This window comes from Brevibacillus schisleri, assembly GCF_055685845.1.
This window is the reverse complement of the sequence record NZ_JBVNDM010000001.1, coordinates 5,988,588-6,005,711: the sequence shown is the minus strand read 5'-3', so window position 1 is coordinate 6,005,711 and position 17,124 is coordinate 5,988,588. Positions and strand designations below refer to the sequence as shown.

At 48.0% G+C, this 17,124-nt stretch carries 15 protein-coding genes and 2 pseudogenes; 13 read left to right on the top strand and 4 right to left on the bottom strand.

Annotated elements, in window-relative coordinates; translation table 11 throughout:
• Window positions 1-75 precede the first annotated feature (75 nt).
• Window positions 76-1,335 carry an argininosuccinate synthase gene (locus ACUUHJ_RS28450; protein ID WP_289678163.1) on the top strand — a complete coding sequence of 420 codons (1,260 nt, stop codon included), beginning with the start codon at window positions 76-78 and terminating at the stop codon, window positions 1,333-1,335.
• Window positions 1,332-2,777: an argininosuccinate lyase gene (argH, locus tag ACUUHJ_RS28445; RefSeq protein WP_289674852.1), complete on the top strand. Its 1,446-nt coding sequence runs from the start codon at window positions 1,332-1,334 to the stop codon at window positions 2,775-2,777. Before ACUUHJ_RS28450 ends, argH begins: the two co-directional genes overlap by 4 nt.
• 59 nt (window positions 2,778-2,836) lie before the next feature.
• On the opposite strand, the gene ACUUHJ_RS28440 is transcribed toward argH, so the two are convergent.
• Complete coding sequence (locus ACUUHJ_RS28440) at window positions 2,837-3,748, bottom strand: acetamidase/formamidase family protein (RefSeq protein WP_472300644.1); 912 nt, start codon at window positions 3,746-3,748, stop codon at window positions 2,837-2,839.
• 132 nt (window positions 3,749-3,880) lie between these two features.
• Here ACUUHJ_RS28440 and ACUUHJ_RS28435 point away from each other — a divergent pair, with 132 nt between their 5' ends.
• The 5 genes and pseudogenes from ACUUHJ_RS28435 (at window position 3,881) to ACUUHJ_RS28415 (ending at window position 7,153) form a co-directional block, all read left to right on the top strand.
• Entirely contained in the window at window positions 3,881-4,969 is a 1,089-nt protein-coding gene (locus ACUUHJ_RS28435) for a GerAB/ArcD/ProY family transporter (RefSeq protein WP_472300643.1), read from the top strand.
• A gap of 131 nt (window positions 4,970-5,100) precedes the next feature.
• The gene (tnpA, locus tag ACUUHJ_RS28430) at window positions 5,101-5,232 is read left to right on the top strand and encodes an IS66 family insertion sequence element accessory protein TnpA (RefSeq protein WP_289674849.1); all 132 of its coding nucleotides are present in this window, start codon (window positions 5,101-5,103) and stop codon (window positions 5,230-5,232) included.
• Window positions 5,233-5,369: 137 nt separating this feature from the next.
• Window positions 5,370-5,723 carry an IS66 family insertion sequence element accessory protein TnpB gene (gene tnpB, locus ACUUHJ_RS28425; RefSeq protein ID WP_472300642.1) on the top strand — a complete coding sequence of 118 codons (354 nt, stop codon included), beginning with the start codon at window positions 5,370-5,372 and terminating at the stop codon, window positions 5,721-5,723.
• A 70-nt stretch (window positions 5,724-5,793) separates the two neighbouring features.
• Window positions 5,794-6,653 (top strand): annotated as a pseudogene (tnpC, locus tag ACUUHJ_RS28420) (IS66 family transposase); the annotation flags it as partial.
• Window positions 6,654-6,886: 233 nt separating this feature from the next.
• A complete protein-coding gene (locus ACUUHJ_RS28415; protein ID WP_472300641.1) occupies window positions 6,887-7,153 on the top strand; it encodes an isocitrate lyase/phosphoenolpyruvate mutase family protein in 267 nt (88 codons plus the stop codon).
• Window positions 7,154-7,212: 59 nt separating this feature from the next.
• Here ACUUHJ_RS28415 and ACUUHJ_RS28410 read toward each other — a convergent pair whose 3' ends face one another.
• Window positions 7,213-8,115 (bottom strand): DMT family transporter, encoded by a 903-nt coding sequence (locus ACUUHJ_RS28410; protein WP_142498748.1) that lies wholly within the window; start codon window positions 8,113-8,115, stop codon window positions 7,213-7,215.
• A 53-nt stretch (window positions 8,116-8,168) separates the two neighbouring features.
• Here ACUUHJ_RS28410 and pdxR point away from each other — a divergent pair, with 53 nt between their 5' ends.
• Complete coding sequence (pdxR, locus tag ACUUHJ_RS28405; RefSeq protein ID WP_289674846.1) at window positions 8,169-9,677, top strand: MocR-like pyridoxine biosynthesis transcription factor PdxR; 1,509 nt, start codon at window positions 8,169-8,171, stop codon at window positions 9,675-9,677.
• Between the two features lie 44 nt (window positions 9,678-9,721).
• Here pdxR and ACUUHJ_RS28400 read toward each other — a convergent pair.
• A pseudogene (locus tag ACUUHJ_RS28400) lies at window positions 9,722-9,886 on the bottom strand (zinc ribbon domain-containing protein YjdM); the annotation flags it as partial.
• Window position 9,887: 1 nt separating this feature from the next.
• Complete coding sequence (locus ACUUHJ_RS28395; RefSeq protein ID WP_472300640.1) at window positions 9,888-11,045, bottom strand: iron-containing alcohol dehydrogenase; 1,158 nt, start codon at window positions 11,043-11,045, stop codon at window positions 9,888-9,890.
• A 336-nt stretch (window positions 11,046-11,381) separates the two neighbouring features.
• Between ACUUHJ_RS28395 and ftsE the strand changes: the two genes are divergently transcribed.
• The 5 genes from ftsE (at window position 11,382) to ACUUHJ_RS28370 (ending at window position 17,123) form a co-directional block, all read left to right on the top strand.
• Window positions 11,382-12,068, top strand: a complete 687-nt coding sequence (gene ftsE / locus ACUUHJ_RS28390; protein ID WP_015893511.1) for a cell division ATP-binding protein FtsE — start codon at window positions 11,382-11,384, stop codon at window positions 12,066-12,068.
• The gene (ftsX, locus tag ACUUHJ_RS28385) at window positions 12,058-12,954 is read left to right on the top strand and encodes a permease-like cell division protein FtsX (RefSeq protein ID WP_472300639.1); all 897 of its coding nucleotides are present in this window, start codon (window positions 12,058-12,060) and stop codon (window positions 12,952-12,954) included. Before ftsE ends, ftsX begins: the two co-directional genes overlap by 11 nt.
• A gap of 27 nt (window positions 12,955-12,981) precedes the next feature.
• Window positions 12,982-14,184 carry a murein hydrolase activator EnvC family protein gene (locus tag ACUUHJ_RS28380; protein WP_289674843.1) on the top strand — a complete coding sequence of 401 codons (1,203 nt, stop codon included), beginning with the start codon at window positions 12,982-12,984 and terminating at the stop codon, window positions 14,182-14,184.
• Between the two features lie 92 nt (window positions 14,185-14,276).
• Window positions 14,277-15,746 carry a S41 family peptidase gene (locus tag ACUUHJ_RS28375; protein WP_289674842.1) on the top strand — a complete coding sequence of 490 codons (1,470 nt, stop codon included), beginning with the start codon at window positions 14,277-14,279 and terminating at the stop codon, window positions 15,744-15,746.
• A gap of 15 nt (window positions 15,747-15,761) precedes the next feature.
• Window positions 15,762-17,123, top strand: coding sequence for a PDZ domain-containing protein (locus tag ACUUHJ_RS28370; RefSeq protein WP_472300638.1), 1,362 nt, complete (start codon window positions 15,762-15,764; stop codon window positions 17,121-17,123).
• The last annotated feature ends 1 nt before the right edge of the window (window position 17,124 follow it).

Below are 17,124 nucleotides of genomic sequence, written 5' to 3'. Positions count from 1 at the left end.
AAATAGTTGTATTTTTATTAGTTAGTTTGTATAATTACTCGCATAAGAGAAACTTCGAAACGGGGAGAGAGAATGATGGCAAAAGAAAAAATTGTGTTGGCCTATTCAGGCGGTTTAGATACATCGGTAGCAATTAAATGGCTGCAAGATACGTATAACTACGATGTCATTGCAGTTGCATTGGATGTAGGGGAAGGGAAAGACCTCGATTTCGTACAGAAAAAAGCATTGCAGGTAGGGGCATTGAAATCAATCGTAGTAGATGCAAAAGACGCATTCGCAGAGGAATTCGTATTGCCCGCTCTGAAGGCGAACGCGATGTACGAAGGGAAATATCCGCTAGTGTCCGCACTGTCGCGTTACCTGATTTCGCGCGTGCTGGTTGAAATCGCGGAAAAAGAAGGCGCGGTGGCTGTCGCACACGGTTGCACAGGAAAAGGAAACGACCAGGTACGTTTCGATGTTTCCTTTACAGCACTGAACCCGGATATCAAAATCGTGGCGCCGGTTCGTGAATGGGGCTGGACGCGTGATGAAGAGATCGAATATGCGAAAAAGAACAATATCCCGATTCCAATCGATCTGGACAATCCATACAGCATTGACCAAAACCTGTGGGGCAGAAGCTGCGAATGCGGTGTTCTGGAGGATCCATGGGCAGCTCCTCCAGAAGGTGCATACGATCTGACGAAGTCGATCATGGATGCTCCGGACGAAGCAGAAGAAATCGAAATCACCTTCGTGCAAGGGAAGCCAACTGCATTGAACGGCGAAGAGCTCCCATTGGCTGACCTGATCCTCAAGCTGAACAAAATCGCTGGAAACCATGGTGTAGGCCGTATCGACCATGTGGAAAACCGTTTGGTGGGCATCAAATCTCGCGAAGTTTACGAGACACCGGCTGCGACTACTTTGATTCTGGCGCACCGTGAGCTGGAATTCTTGACCCAACCACGTGAGGTCGCTCAATTCAAACCGATTGTTGAGCAAAAACTGGCGCAAGTGATTTACGAGGGTCTTTGGTATTCGCCAATTCGCAATGCTGTCCAGGCATTCATTGAAGAAACGCAAAAACACGTAACGGGTGTCGTACGCGTGAAGCTGCACAAAGGACATGCGATCGTTGTAGGCCGTACATCTGCATCGTCTCTCTACAGCCATGAGCTGGCGACTTACAATGCAGGTGACCAATTCGACCACAAAGCAGCACTCGGTTTCATCAAGCTGTGGGGGCTGCCAACAAAGGTATACGCACAGGTAAACGAGGGTGTACTGCACGAGAATAAAAACACGGCCATTAAGATTTTGGATGAAAAGGATGCGATCAAGCAATGAAACTCTGGGGAGGACGCTTCACGAAGCCGACAAATCAACTCGTAGAAGAGTATACCGCTTCTATTTCTTTCGACCAGAAAATGTGGCGACAGGACATCGTTGGAAGCCTGGCTCATGTTGCCATGTTGGGCAAGTGTGGCATCCTGCCGATGGAGGAAGTAAGACAGATCATTGCTGGCTTGAAAAAAGTAAAAGAGAAAATTGAGCGCGGGCAAGCTGAGTTTCTCGTTGCGCACGAAGATGTGCATATGAATATTGAAAAGATGCTGATTGAAGAGATCGGTCCAGTGGGGGGCAAACTCCACACTGGACGCAGCCGCAATGACCAGGTTGCGTTGGATATGCACCTGTACCTCAGAGAAAAGCTGATGGAGATTATCCAATTGGCGATGTATTTGCAAGAGGCATTGTTAGAGCAAGCAGGTCAGCATCTCGATACCGTCATGCCAGGCTATACACATTTGCAACGTGCGCAACCGGTATTGTTTGGCTATCACTTGATGGCGTATGTGTCCATGCTACAACGCGATATCGAACGGATGACCGAGACGTGGAAGCGTGTGAATGTGTTGCCGCTTGGAGCAGGTGCTCTCGCAGGTACGACATTCCCGATCGACCGCACATTTGTAGCGGAATTGCTGCAATTTGACGGTATCTATCAAAACAGCATGGATGCCGTGAGTGATCGTGATTTCATTGTCGAATTTTTGGCAGACGCTTCTTTGGTCATGACTCATCTCTCCCGTCTGTGTGAAGAGCTCGTCATCTGGAGCAGTCAGGAATTCTCTTTTGTGGAGCTAGACGATGCTTTTTGCACAGGGTCCAGTATCATGCCGCAAAAGAAAAATCCTGATGTGGCAGAGCTGGTTCGCGGAAAAACAGGGCGTGTTTACGGCAATCTATTTGGATTGTTGACCGTATTGAAAGGTTTGCCGCTGGCGTACAACAAGGACATGCAAGAAGATAAAGAGGGCATGTTCGATACGGTAGTTACCATTCATGGTGCGCTAGCGTTGCTCACGCCGATGATTAAAACGATGCAAGTCAAAGCAGATCGTATGCGTCAAGCAGTTACCAATGACTTTTCCAATGCGACAGATTTGGCAGATTACCTGGTTCGCAAAGACATGCCGTTCCGTCAGGCGCATGAAGTCGTAGGGAGAACCGTTTTGTACTGCATCGAGCAGCAAAAATATCTTCTCGATCTGACCTTGGAAGAATTCCAGAGCTTCTCAGAGGCTATTGGAGCAGATGTGTATGAAGCTCTAGCTGTTGAGACCGTCGTCAATGCGCGCAACGTGTTGGGTGGGACCGCTCGTAATCAGGTAGAAGTCCAAATCGATTGGTACCGCAAGCAACTAGTAGAAACACATGCTTGGGTGGATAAAAACAGTCAAAAGGTCATGATTGAATCCCTGATCGATGTTGGTTCACCTGCATAAAAACGAACATGTATACAAAGAAAAACCCCATAGCTTTGGGGTTTTTTTGCGTTCTATCCTTATCTACCGACTATTTTCGAATCAAAGCCAACTGCGGTTGCGTACGCGAGAGGCAACTCCATACGGGCTGTCTTTAAGGGATCCACGACCTGACAGATGCGCAAATCTCCCGCAGCGGAGAGCAGGAAGGTGGCTTCGGCCTTTTCTACGCCGAGCTCTTCGTGTAGAAATTGTACCATGTTGATGACCGCTCGATCCGCAGCCTTGTCCAGCTCTTTTTCCGACGCAATTGTGATTAAATGCTCTTGGTTGACTGCCATCGGTAACGGCCACTGTTTTCCTTTTATCACATCGAGCTTTACGGTTACTTCCCCTGCGATTTCCGCACCACATACTGCAACTTCACCGTCAGCCATTGCAGCATGAAGGTCACCCAGGGCAAACAATGCGCCGGGAACATTTACGGGTAAAAGCAATGTAGTACCTTCGCGCATTTGCTTGCAGTCCATGTTGCCGCCGTGATCGCCCGGCGTACCGCATGAAATGGCTTCTTTGGCAGGTGCTGTCCCAATTACGCCAATCATGGGACTGATCGGAACCTGAAGCTTGTCTGACAAGACAGCTTTTCCATCTTGTATCGGAATCATTTTGATCACATTTTCTTGCAGGTCGAAACCCATTACACCCAGTTCCGGCCCTGTAACCATTACACCTAAATTTTTAATCTCAATTTTCTGAATATGAACAACCAAAATATCGCCTGGTTCTGTTCCTTCTATATAAATAGGGCCGGAAGCAGGGTTGATCCGATTCCAATCAAGCTCTTGAAACACCGTGTCAGCCGATTGGATTTGGTCCTCGAAGCAATCGCAGGTTTCAAACGTTACGATACTGCCTGCTTCTACCTTCAAGACCGGCCGATTTTCAGGAGACATGGCATAAATTACGTCCTGCTTTTTTACTCTGTACATGGTTGCAGTCCTCCCATCCATTTTACATATATTTCTTTATCATAGCATGAAATGCCTACGTGTTTAGCGCCGATTCATGGAGGAAATAATTGTATAAAGGGATCGAAGGCCTAAAGAGAGCAGGGAGCAATCATGCAAGAGAGCTACAAGATCAGTCCCCGGCAACTATTGATGCTCGTCACCCTTGTTACCATTGGGGATTCCGTTCTCGTCCTGCCTGGCATGACGGCTACACTCGCTAAACAGGATGCGTGGATATCCGTCCTGATCGGGCTTGTGGTGGGACTGCTCAATATTGTCTTACTCATAGCTGTGGGGAAGCTTTATCGGAATCAGAGCTTCTTTACCTTCGTTGATCAAACCGTGGGGAGAGTATTAGGAACGATCATTACCCTCTTGTTTATTTGCTATACGCTGTTTTCAGCAGGGGCCCATGTGATGGAAATCGGCGACTTTGTTGGCACGCATCTATTAGTCTCGACTCCAAGATTCGCGATACAGCTATTGTTTGTCATTGTGATTATGTTTGGTGTGAGTTTGGGACTGCAAACAGTCGCAGAATCGGCAGAAATCTATTTTGTCTGGTTCTTTTTCTTTTTTGGTTTACTCATGATTACTCTTCTGCCGCAAGCGGACATGTCGAGAATTCAACCTGTATTTGAAAATGGGTGGAAGCCTATTTTGCAGGGATCTACTGCGGCATTCGCCTTTCCTTTTTCAGAGCTGGTCATTTTTATGGCGGTTCTTCCGTTTGTCTCGCCTATCCAAAAACGTATGAGATCTTTTTTTCTGGGGACGTTGCTTGGAGGCATTGTGCTGTTCATCATCATGCTGATGTGCATCCTTGTTTTGGGGGCAGAACAGACTTCGCGGCATTTTTATCCAACCTATGTTCTCATCAAACAGCTAAAGCTCGGGGATTTCATCCAGCGGCTAGAGGTGATTATCGCGGTGATTTGGTTTATCGCGGTGAGCGTCAAAATTACATTGTATTGCCTGTTTTTTCATTTGGGCATCCGTCACGTCTTTCGAATCGACAACTTCAGGGTTCTCATCCTTCCGTACATCGTTTTGCTCATGGTAATGTCTACGATTTTCTCGCCCAATATGGTTGTCTATGGCGACATCATTGCGAAGTACTGGCCATTCTATGATGTTACCTATAGCATCGGTGTACCGTTGGTGCTGTTATGCGGAAATGTTATTCGGAAAAAAAGGTAATAAACGCCGTACTCCCATTCTGGAATACGGCGTTTGTTTGTGTTTACAAAGTAAGCGTCAAACTCTTCCCACCTTCAACCACTATGCTAGCTATGAGATCATGAGATTAACCTGAATACGGAGGGTATCTCATGAATGCCAAAGAACAACGCAGACAAGATTGGTATGTACGCATCGAAGCCTATCGGGCAAGTGGCCTCACGATGAAAGCTTGGTGCACCGCAAATCAATGCTCTGTCGAACAATTGAAATATTGGCTCTAGCTTGCCGCCGTAGATCTGCCTGGTAGCACCTTTCCTGTTCCTTCTCTCATTCTTCATATCGGTCAGGCTAGTATCGAGCTTCATTCCGGTTTTGACCCGAACCTTCTGCGCGAAGTAATTCACGCGCTTACTTCATCATGCTAACCTTTCCAAGCAATCAGCGTGTGTTTCTCGCCTGTGGTTCTACCGATCTGCGCAAGTCGATCGACGGACTTGCCGCCATCGTTCAGGAAAGCTTTGGTCTGAATCCGTTCTCCTCCGGCTTGTTCGTATTCTGTAACCGGGCATGTAACAAGCTCAAGATTCTCTACTGGGATCATAATGGGTTCTGGCTTTATTATCGCCGTCTGGAACGTGGCAGATTTCAATGGCCGACAGTTAAAGAAGAAGTAGTGGCCATTTCGAGCAGGGAGCTTCGCTGGCTGCTGGATGGTCTTTTACTCAGCCAGCGGCAAGCGCATCCCAAGGTTAATGCCGTTTCCGTCATTTAGTCACATCTTTGTAATCACTTTGTCAGAGGCACTTACAGGAATTGGGTTTTTATTATCTAATGTGTAAAGTATGGAAAAACATGCAGATATGCCAACCATTGAATCTCTACAACAACAAATCATCGAACTATCGGCCAAGCTCAAATGGTACGAAGAGCAGTTCCGCTTAGCGCAGCAGAAGCGTTTCGGTGCTTCCAGCGAGCAGACGCATCCGATCAATTAGAAATCCCGTTGTTCAACGAAGCCGAAATGCTTGCATCGCCTGCCGATGAAGAGCCGCTGTCTGAACAAATCACCTACGAGCGGCGCAAGTCATCCGGCAAGCGAACAGAGGATCTTTCCAAGCTACCTGTAGAGACCATTACCTATACACTTTCTGAAGGCGAGCAAATATGTGCGTGCTGCGGTGGGTTTCTTCACGAGATGAGTACCGAGACACGCAGTGAAATTGCCGTTGTACCACCACAAGTGAAGGTCATCCGTCACGTGCGGAATGTGTATGCTTGCCGTTATTGTGAACGTGAAGATATTCAAACCCCGATCGTCACAACTGCGATGCCAAGACCTGTTTATCCGGGAAGTTTGGCTTCACCGTCAAGCATGGCTTACGTCATGAGCCAGAAATACGTCGACAGCTTGCCGCTATATCGGCAAGAGCAGCATTTCGCGCGTCTTGGATACACGTTATCTCGTCAGACGATGGCGAATTGGATGATCTACGGAGCCGAGAAATGGCTCATGCCATTGGTCTCCGTGATGAAAGCTTATCTGCTAAGGCAGGATGTGCTTCATGCAGATGAGACGACGCTGCAAGTGCTGCGTGAGCCCGGGAAGTCTGCCCAATCGTCCTCGTATTTGTGGCTGTATCGCACCGGACGCGGCGTAACGCCGGCGGTCATCTATGATTACCAGAAGACACGTGGCGGCGAGCGAGCGGCATGGCCGCAACGTCGACATACCGACCCGATCACACCAATATTGAGGATTCTTTCAAAAAACAAGTCGGCTTACGAGAGTTGGAGAAACATAGCGACCTGTTGTCGAAAATACGGGCGGCATTGGACAACCACGGGTTTGAAGATTTTTACATCAACGCGAGGATTGATACGTACTTCCAAAAGAAAGATCCTCTTACCGAAACGATTGAACGAGCAAAAGCTTAAGTGGAAAGTGGAGCAAGCGGCATTTTTGTCCCCGGCTTGAGAAACGATGAGGACATCCAAGCCATTGCGGCACAAGTCAACGCCCCTCTGAATGTCCTGTCTTTACCCGGGGTCACAAATTGCCAGAAGCTTCATAAGCTTGGCGTCAAGCGGTTAAGTATCGGCAATGCGCTATATGACAAAATGGTTGCTCATGTAGAGAGCAGCGCAGCTCATCTTTTTGAGGCGAAGGATACGTCTTTGTTGTTTGAGCCAATAGATGTGTAACGTGAGTATAGTTTGGGAGAGAAAAAGCATGTTGCTGCAGCAGCTCTTTTTCGTGCTGGTTATCCTGCCTTTTGACTGGGTTTGTTTTTGGCGGGTTGAGGTCGAATATCATAGATGAGAAAAATGCTCCCCAGAATCACGATCAGTCCCGTAATCATGCCGGCGGTGATCGTTTCATCCAGGAAAACGACACCCCAGATCATCCCGAACAGCGGAATCAGCAGCGTAACACTTTGGGTCTTCGTCGGGCCTGCATTGGAAATCAAGTAAAAGAACAAAGGATACGCGATCGCCGTGCAGAAGATCGCCACTCCAACCACAGAGAATATGGCGGCAGGTGTCAATGAATCCATGGAAGTAGGCAGATTGAAGAGAGTAAACGGAATCAGGAGAATCGATGCACCGATTTGCTGACCAACTGCCACTGACAAGGGAGGAACGCCGGCAAGCGCTTTTTTGGCATACACGCCTCCAAATCCATACGACACGGTAGAAAGAATAGACAGTCCAACCGCTACAATCACTTCGAATGTAAGCGGGATGGAACTCCACCCTACCAAAATAGCAACCCCGATAATTCCTACGATGATGCCAACCCATTTTCCAAGCGTTAACGTTTCCTTGATCCACCCCCACGCGACGAGGGCCGAAAACACAGGAGTCAGCGAGTTGAGGATCGCCGACATGGACGCATTCAGATGGATCGCCGCAGTCGCAATGAGCATGAAGGGAATCGCTGCATTGAGAGCGCCCAGGATCAGATACTGTTTCCAGCGTGATTGAAAATCAGCGGAACGCCCGATGCAGGCAGTATAGATCAGCAAAGCAATCGCGGCGATCGTTACGCGTCCCTGGATGGTTAGAAACGGTCCCAGCACTGGGGATGCGATTCGAATAAAGAGAAAAGAAGCACCCCACAATGCGGCCAAACCAAATAAAGCGCTTAACACTTTACTTTTCATAATGCAGTTCTCCTCGTCCTCTTCTTACGACTCATCATACAGAGCGGATTGACATGAAAAAAGATCCAATTTACAGTTCATTTATTGTACCAATTTTACTGGCGGTGATCGTGGTGGATTTTCGTGTGTCATTCCACAAGTTTCTGCAGGAATATCGGTTTACTTATTTAGCGCTCTATCACGCGATTAAAGAAGCGATTGCGACAGGTGCACTCCATCATGGAATGAAGTTGCCTTCCAGCCGTGAATTGGCGGGGCTCCATCAAATTTCGCGGGGAAGCGTGAATCAGGTCTATGACATGCTGGTTGCTGACGGATACGTCGTCTCGGAGGTCGGGCGAGGCACTTTTGTAACCTTTCAAGTGAATCATGAACTTCCTCTGGAAAAAGCGGAAACACCGCTGCAGCTGTCGAATTGGGGAGAAAGAATTTGCCGGATGCCGCTTCGGAAGCAGATCGAGGAAGGTTCCCCGATCAAAGTTGATTTTCGGATCGGGCGGACTGACTATCATCAGTTTCCCTTTCAAGAATGGAATCGCTTTATGTATGCGGAAGTGAGAAATTTCCTGGCCAAGCAGCATGAGGAGGCCAATGTCGCGCAAGGGCATCTCCCTTTGCGGGAAGCGATTGCGGTCCATTTGCGCAGAACACGAGGTATCCCGGCAAAAGCCGATCGGATCGTCGTCTGCAACGGATCCATGCAGGTGATTACCCTGCTGGCGCAATTACTGGTGAATCCGGGCGATCCGGTTATCGTGGAAGAACCGAGCTTTACGGGCATAAAAAAGGCGATTGCCTCGACAGGAGGCGTGCCCTCCCCCGTCCAAGTGGACAAATTCGGCATACAGGTTCATGATTGGAAGTCGCGTTTGCTCTTTGTTACACCTAGCAGACACTTTCCAACTGGCTCTGTATTAAGCCAAGACAGGCGCAGGCAGCTTCTCGATTGGGCATCTCGTCAGGGAAGTATCATCGTAGAAGATGATTACGACAGTGAGTTCCGCTGGGGTGGAAGGCCCGTTGAGCCGTTGAAGGCACTAGATCAAGAGGATCGAGTCGCGTATGTCGGAACGTTTACGAAAACGATGCTCCCAGACTTACGAATCGGCTACGCTGTGCTGCCGAAGTGTCTTGTAGAGCCGATGATTCGGGCGAAACAATTATTTGAGCCGCATCCTTCGAACATGATGGAACAGCGGGCGCTGGCCGCATTTATGAAAAGCGGTCACTATGAACGGCACATACGCAGGATGAATCGAGTGTACGGGAAAAAATACGCTTTGTATCATCAAATGCTGCAAGAGAACATGGGATCGTTGTTTACTTTTCTCCAATCGGATGCGGGACTTCATATTTACAGTGTCTGGAAAAGGACGGAAGATGAATATATTCGTCTGCGAACTGCTTGCCGGCAAAAAGGCGTGATTTGGGAAGATGCTACTACTTATTTTATGCGCCCACCCGCTTCCGCTGCGTGCTTTGGTTTCTCGCATTTGAACGAGGAAGAGATGAAAGAAGGGATTCGCCTTGTCTTGGAGGAATGGGAATCTATAAGCACATAGCCACTCCGCTGATTGGAGTGGCTCTTTTTGCATGAAAAAAGAATCTATACCTTTTTCACAAATTCAGACTTTAACTTCATCGCTCCAAACCCGTCAATTTTGCAATCAATGTCATGATCGCCATCAACCAATCGGATGTTTTTGACTCGTGTTCCGATTTTAAGAACGGATGAGCTTCCTTTTACTTTCAGGTCTTTGATGACGGTTACTTTACAAAGACATGCGAAGAATCTGTGCCACATCGTCACTCGTCAATGTTTTAAACTGGCCGATCGGTCCAAACGGAGTAGCTTTTTCTGCCATGAGCTGCAAATGCTCGTCGGTGATGTCGTAATCAGCCAATCGGGTAGGGGCACCGATACGCGCAAAGAAAGCTTCCGTAGCGGCGATCCCTTCCAGGGCGATCTCATCGTCTGTCTTGCCGGAAGGATCGACATTCCATACCTCTGTCGCGAACCGCACGAAGCGAGCGACGTTTTCACGGTACACATAGCGCATCCATTTCGGGAAGATGATTGCCAGACCGCCACCGTGCGGGATGTCGTAAACAGCACTGACAGCATGCTCAATGGAGTGGGTTGCCCAGTCTGTTGTGACGCCAACCGGGAGAGTGCCGTTCAATGCCATTGTTCCGCAATACAGGATGTTGGCCCGGGCATCGTAGTCTTCCGGATTGGTCAGGACGCGTTCTGCATTTTCGATGACGGTTTTCATGATCGACTCGGCAAAACGTGTTTGCAGTGGAATTTCGGCTGTATGCGTGAAATACTGCTCGAATACATGGGACAAAATGTCGCTGATTCCGTAGATCGTTTGGTCTCGAGGTACGCTAAACGTATGCTCCGGGTCTAGAATCGAAAACGTAGGAAACGTCGTGCCAGCTCCATGCTTTTCTTGTGTCTCCCAGTTGGTGATAACACTTCCTCGATTCATTTCAGAACCAGTAGCAGCAAGTGTCAGTACGGTACCGAGGGGCAGAGCCTCTTGTGCGACCGCTTTGCGCGTATAAAAATCCCAAACATCTCCCTTGTAAGGCACACCAATCGCGACTGCTTTGGCCGCGTCGATTACACTACCACCACCTACAGCGAGTATCCAATTGACCCCCTCTTGGCGGCATAACTCAATTCCTTTGTTCACGGTACTCAGACGTGGATTTGGCTCCACTCCTGGCAACTCATGCACGCGGCAGCCCGCAGACTGGAGGAGAAAAATCACTTTGTCGTAGAGACCAGTTCGCTTTATACTGCCACCACCATATACCAAAAGAACGGTGGGACCTAGCAGTCTTGCTTTTTCTTCGAGCTGGGCCAATTGACCCCGTCCAAAAATCAGCTGTGTCGGGTTATGGTAAACAAAATTTTCCACGTTGATAACCAGCTCCTTTTTTATGATGACCTCTTGTCACACTCATTGTAGCCAACTGGTTTCCATGATGCTAGGCGGGAATGTGCAATCCTATTATCTCCCTAATTCGTGACAGTTGTTAACAATCGAAGCTGTTTCGACAAGAAATGAGAGATTTAGTGGATACCATCCGTGAATCGTGGTGGTATAATGGATAAGATGGGAAATCCCGCTGTTTTTCAGCAAGGTATGGCAGCGGTTGCTAGTGGGTAGAGGGGTTTTGTCGATTTTACCGTTAACAAAAAATAAGGATCAAGATACATAGACAAGGATCTGACGAAGTAGGATGTGATTGGCTTGATCGAAATGTTCGATGTATGGAAAACATACCCGAATGGAACCAATGCTTTGAAAGGAATCAATATTCGGATTGAGAAAGGTGAATTTGTTTACGTAGTAGGCCCCAGTGGTGCGGGTAAATCTACGTTTATCAAATTGATGTACCGTGAAGAGAAGCCGACGAAAGGACAAATCTTTTTGGGTGGCTTCAATGTCAGCAGAATCAAAGAGCGCCAAATACCATTAGTCCGCCGCAGTATCGGTGTCGTGTTCCAAGACTTCAAACTGCTGCCGACGTTGACCGTTTTCGAAAATGTCGCATTTGCGATGGAAGTAATCGAGAGCAATCCGAAACAAATCAAGCCGCGCGTGATGGATGTTTTGGGTCTCGTAAAGCTCAAGCATAAAGCCAAAATGCTACCAAGCGAGCTGTCCGGTGGTGAGCAGCAACGGGTTGCCTTGGCGCGCGCATTGGTGAATAGTCCGGGAATTATTATCGCGGACGAGCCAACGGGGAACCTGGACCCAGAGACCTCTTGGGAAATCATGAAGCTTTTTGAAGAAATTAATCAGCGTGGAACGACAGTCGTTATGGCTACCCACAATAGAGAAATTGTAAACACCATGAGAAAACGGGTGGTTGCGATCGAAGCAGGCCAAATTGCCCGTGATGAGCAGAGAGGGGAATACGGTTATGAAGATTAGGACGCTGAGGCGCCATGTCCGTGAAGGGGTCAAAAACCTCGGGCGGAACGGCTGGATGTCGTTCGCTTCAATTAGTGCCGTGACCATTACTCTCTTTATCTTGGGAGTTTTCCTCATTCTGGCGATGAACGTCAATTACTTTGCGCAAACCGTGGAAAAGCAGGTAGAAATCCGCGTCTTCATGGACTTGCTGGCGACAAAAGAAAACATCACACAGGTTGAGAACAACATCAAGAAGCTTCCGCAAGTGGAGTCTGTGTCATTTGTTCCGAAAGACGAAGGACTAAAGAAATTTAAAGAGAGCCTTGGTGAAAAAGCGTATTTGTTTGAAGGATTGGAGGAAAGCAATCCTCTGCCAGATGCGTTTACCGTAAAAACGAAGCAACCGCAAGACACTGCTGCTGTTGCTGCTCAAATTAAAAATATCCAGTATGTCAAAAGCCTAACCTATGGAGAAGGCACTGTGGAAAAGCTGTTTTCCTTGACAGGAGCAGTTCGTAATGTCGGGATTGCCTTTATTATTGGACTTGGTTTTACCGCGATGTTCTTGATTGCCAACACGATTAAGCTGACAATTGTGGCACGTCGCAGAGAGATTGAAATCATGAAGCTGGTTGGTGCCACGAACTGGTTTATCCGTTGGCCATTCTTTGTGGAAGGGCTCATGATGGGTGTGGCAGGGGCATTGATTCCGACCATTATGTTAATGGTTGGGTATTACTACCTCCTGGATGCCATTCACTCCAGTTTTGAAGCTTCCCAACTGTTTAAACTGTTGCCGCTATTCCCGCTCGTGTATCAAGTGGCGTTGGCTTTGCTGGCGATTGGTGCATTCATCGGGATTTGGGGAAGTTTGGTGTCCGTACGTCGCTTCTTGCGAGTTTAATAATTTGAAGAGCGTGGGAGGAGTATCATGAGAAAGAGAATCCTGCTAGCACTCGTAATCACTGGGCTTGTAGTCGGTACGGTGCTCCCGACAAATGTGAGCTTGGCAGCGCCTAGTAAGGCCTCTTTGGACAAGATTAATCGAGAGCTAAAAGAGATCCAAAAGAAGAAGAAAAGCCAGCAGCAGCAAATGAAGAAGACAGAAGAACAGATCAATGTCGTGCAAAAAGAGAAAAAGGGTTTGGAAACGCAATTGATGCAAATCGATTTGCGTCGCAACGATACACAGAATAAGCTGGACAAGCTTGAGCAGCAAATGGATGATACCAAGGAAAAAGCAGCAAACGCGCAAGATAAACTGGATGAGGCAAAAGACCGCGTAGCGAAAAGGGATGCCTTGCTCAGAACACGTGTGACTTCCATGTATGAACGTGGTACCGTCTCCTATTTGGATGTTCTTCTCGGTTCCTCTGACTTTGGGGACTTTTTGACGCGTATGCAGGCCTTGCAGCTTATTTTGGAGCAGGACACGCGTATTTTAGAGGATAACATTCGCGATAAGGAAACCATCGAGACCAAAAAGAAAGAAATTGATCATCAGCTGACCGTGTACGCTGGGATGTTCGATGAGGCTGAGGAGCTCAAAGTCGAATTGGACAAGCAGTACAAGCAAAGTTTAGTGGTCAAGGCTGAGCTGGATAAGAAAGAATCTGCTCTTGAAGTGGATTTGGAGCAGTATGGGCAGGAGCTTTTGGCTATCACCAAACAAGAATCAGCCAAATACGCGGAGCGAGTACGTGCGCTGAGCGCATCCAGTACAGGCTACAAAGGTGGAAAGTTTGGTTTGCCTGTCGCAAGTGGGCAATTCCGCTTCACTTCAGGCTTCGGAGTGCGGTCCGACCCGTTTACAGGCCGTTCAGCTGGGCATAATGGTGTAGATATGGCAGCACCTAAGGGAACGCCAATTTTGGCTGCGGCTGACGGAATTGTTCTCTTTGCAGGATATAACGGCGGCTTCGGGAATACAGTAATGATCAAGCATAACGCAGAATATACCACTCTGTACGGTCATATTCGCGAGGGAGGTATCAAGGTTTCAGTTGGGCAATCCGTATCGAGAGGTCAAAAGATCGCAGAGGTAGGATCAACAGGTCGCTCAACCGGAAATCACGTACACTTTACCGTCTATAAAAATGACGTAGCAGTTAACCCAATGCCGTACTTGAAGTAGACCCTCGTGCGACCAGACAAATATTGTGAACGGAACATGCATACACTAGCAGCATATCTTTTTCCGGTAGCACAAAGGATGGTGACGTAACAGTGAGATGGAAAGGACGTACCGTAATCGCGCTTGTACTCATCTCCATGGTAGCCAGTAGTTTTGTTACGATGGCGATCATGAAGACATCGGCTAGCGCCAGTTCGAGTCAAGGTGGGGCTTTAACAGCATCCAGCATGGCGCTGTTTTCTGGAAGTGGAGATTATCCGAAAGAGTTCCAGAAGCTGTACGAGGCGTTTTCAGCAATCAAGAAAGATTACATCCAAAATGTCACCACTGAGCAGTTAGTAGAGGGTGCAATTGGTGGAATGGTCGGGTCGCTTGAAGATCCGTATAGTGATTATATGGACCCTCGCTCTGCTGAGGAGTTCACATCTACCCTACACTCGACCTTCCAAGGGATTGGGACAGAGGTAACGATGCAAAATGGTCGGGTAACGGTTGTTTCCCCATTCAAAAACTCCCCAGCGGAGCGTGCGGGGCTGCGGCCAAACGACCAAATTTTGAGCGTAAATGATGAATCCCTTGAAGGATTGGACCTGCATCAGGCAGTGACGAAGATTCGTGGTCCAAAAGGAACGAAGGCGGTTCTCAAAGTAGTGAGAGCTGGAGTACCAGAGCCTCTTACCATTGTGTGTGTACGTGACGATATTCCGATTGAGACGGTAAACAGTCAGATTATCGAGAAGAACGGTGTTAAAGTAGGGGTAATCAACCTTACCCAATTCTCTACAGACACAGCTAAGCACTTCAAAGAACAGCTGGCTGCTCTTGAGCAGAAGGGGATTGGCGGTCTGGTAATTGACGTTCGAGGCAATCCGGGTGGGTATTTGCTGGCTGTGAAAGAAATCGGCGAAATCCTCGTACCGAAAAAAGGCAAGATCGTACAAATCGAGTATGGAAATGGCGGACAGCAAAAAGAAGAGTATTTCTCGACTACAGAAGCTGCCAAGCCTTACCCAATCTCGGTACTGATTAATGGCGGAAGCGCCAGTGCATCGGAGATTCTCGCGGGTGCTCTGCGAGATAGCGGCAACTACAAGCTGGTCGGTGAGAAGACCTTTGGTAAAGGAACCGTTCAGAGTACCATGGAAATGAACGACAAGAGCCAATTGAAGCTGACGATTGCCAAGTGGATCACACCGAGTGGGGATTGGGTCCATAAAAAAGGCATTAAGCCAGACTTTGAAGTCAAGCAACCTGATTATTTCAACGCAACTCTGCTGCCGGCAGATAAAATATTGCAGCGCGACATGGCTGGTACTGACGTGAAAAACCTGCAGCTCATCCTGAAAGGCTTGAATCTGTCCCCAGGACGAGAAGATGGCTATTTTGATGAAAAGACAGAGGAAGCAATCAAGCAGTTCCAAACCTCCAGCAAACTTGAGGTAACTGGCAAAGTAGACGCGAAGACACGCTCTTCGCTGGAAGAAAGCCTCCGTAAAACGATGACGAAGCCAGAGAATGATCTGCAATTGCAAAAAGCTCTGGATGTAGTCACGGGCAAGTAATGAATAATCAAGAAAATGGAAGCAGGTAATTCCCTGCTACCCGTAGAAATGATAACCACGGCAAATCAAATGCCGTGGTTTTTCTTTCCTTTAGTTGAGGTGAGGCAATTGGCAATACAGGCAGATATGCTTACCATTGCATATGGCTTTGCTGCATTTTTTATCAATCCTGTCTTCTATCTCTTTCTGGTTTTTATTTATTTGCATTATCGCAGACAGATGAATCTGGAAAGACAGCTTTTTTCTGCACGCATTCAGTCCCCCTTGCTCTCAACGATACGGGCTGTAGGGATGGGCTTGGTGGGAGGCTTGCTGATTTCTCTTCTTAGTGCAGGACTCGGCGTGGTCGTGCAAGCACAGGATTTGTGGATACTATGGGGATTGGCTCTCATCTTGGCGCTGATTCGTTTACGATTTCTCTGTTTCGCATATGCTGCCGGGATTTTAACGATTTTACACGCGATCACACTGGTTATTCCACCGGTTACGGATGTTTCAGGACTGAGCTATATCTGGGAAATGATTCGTCAGGCGAAACCTTTGCCATTGCTTGCATTAGTTGCGATTATGCATCTAATTGAAGCGATGCTCGTACGCTGGAATGGCGGGCGGGATGCTTCTCCACTGTTCGTGGAAGGGCAGCGTGGTCGGATTGTCGGTGCCTATTTGCTTCATTCTTTTTGGCTGACGCCAGCCGTGCTGTTCGTACAGATGGAGCCAGGTGCTATCAGTGGAGCGTTGTATCCGGGGTGGCCGTTCTTTTCGCCCGAGGCTGCTTCATTCGGACTAATGCTTCTGCCGACAGTGACGGGATTCTCTGATATGACGCAAACGATGACTCCGTATAGAAAAGCAACGCAGGTTGCAAAAAGTTTGACGCTGTATGCGCTCATTTTGTTGGGATTGTGTGCTCTGACTGTATGGTTTTATCCATTGATCATGCTGACCGCGATCTTTGCACTATTCGGTCATGAGGCGCTGTTTTTCTGGAGTCAGTATCAAGAAAGAAAGCGAACGCCTTATTTCATCCAGTCTTCTCGCGGTGTAAAAGTAATGGGGGTCATTCCGGGAACGAGAGCAGAGGAAATAGGCATTACGCCCGGTGAGATTATCGTGAAAGTAAATGGCATTTCGGTGCGGGAAAAAGAAGATTTATATCCAGCACTACAAGCCAATCCTGCCTTTTGTAAAATGGAAGTACTCACGCATGAAGGTGAGCTGAAGTTCGTACAGTGTGCGGTCTATGCGGGCAATCATCACCAACTGGGGATCATTGTGGTTCCAGATGCCAATACCCGTGCATTTGTTGATTTGAAACGCGCCAGTGTAGTCGAGCTGATCAAGCAAAAGCTGGAGAAGCTGAACGTAGGAGCATAAG

Coding starts and splice junctions, on each gene's coding strand:
- ACUUHJ_RS28450 (WP_289678163.1), top strand. CDS start 76: ATGGCAAAAGAAAAAATTGTGTTGGCCTATTCAGGCGGTTTAGATACA.
- argH (WP_289674852.1), top strand. CDS start 1,332: ATGAAACTCTGGGGAGGACGCTTCACGAAGCCGACAAATCAACTCGTA.
- ACUUHJ_RS28440 (WP_472300644.1), bottom strand. CDS start 3,748: ATGTACAGAGTAAAAAAGCAGGACGTAATTTATGCCATGTCTCCTGAA.
- ACUUHJ_RS28435 (WP_472300643.1), top strand. CDS start 3,881: ATGCAAGAGAGCTACAAGATCAGTCCCCGGCAACTATTGATGCTCGTC.
- tnpA (WP_289674849.1), top strand. CDS start 5,101: ATGAATGCCAAAGAACAACGCAGACAAGATTGGTATGTACGCATCGAA.
- tnpB (WP_472300642.1), top strand. CDS start 5,370: ATGCTAACCTTTCCAAGCAATCAGCGTGTGTTTCTCGCCTGTGGTTCT.
- ACUUHJ_RS28410 (WP_142498748.1), bottom strand. CDS start 8,115: ATGAAAAGTAAAGTGTTAAGCGCTTTATTTGGTTTGGCCGCATTGTGG.
- pdxR (WP_289674846.1), top strand. CDS start 8,169: ATGAAAAAAGATCCAATTTACAGTTCATTTATTGTACCAATTTTACTG.
- ftsX (WP_472300639.1), top strand. CDS start 12,058: ATGAAGATTAGGACGCTGAGGCGCCATGTCCGTGAAGGGGTCAAAAAC.
- ACUUHJ_RS28380 (WP_289674843.1), top strand. CDS start 12,982: ATGAGAAAGAGAATCCTGCTAGCACTCGTAATCACTGGGCTTGTAGTC.
- ACUUHJ_RS28370 (WP_472300638.1), top strand. CDS start 15,762: ATGGAAGCAGGTAATTCCCTGCTACCCGTAGAAATGATAACCACGGCA.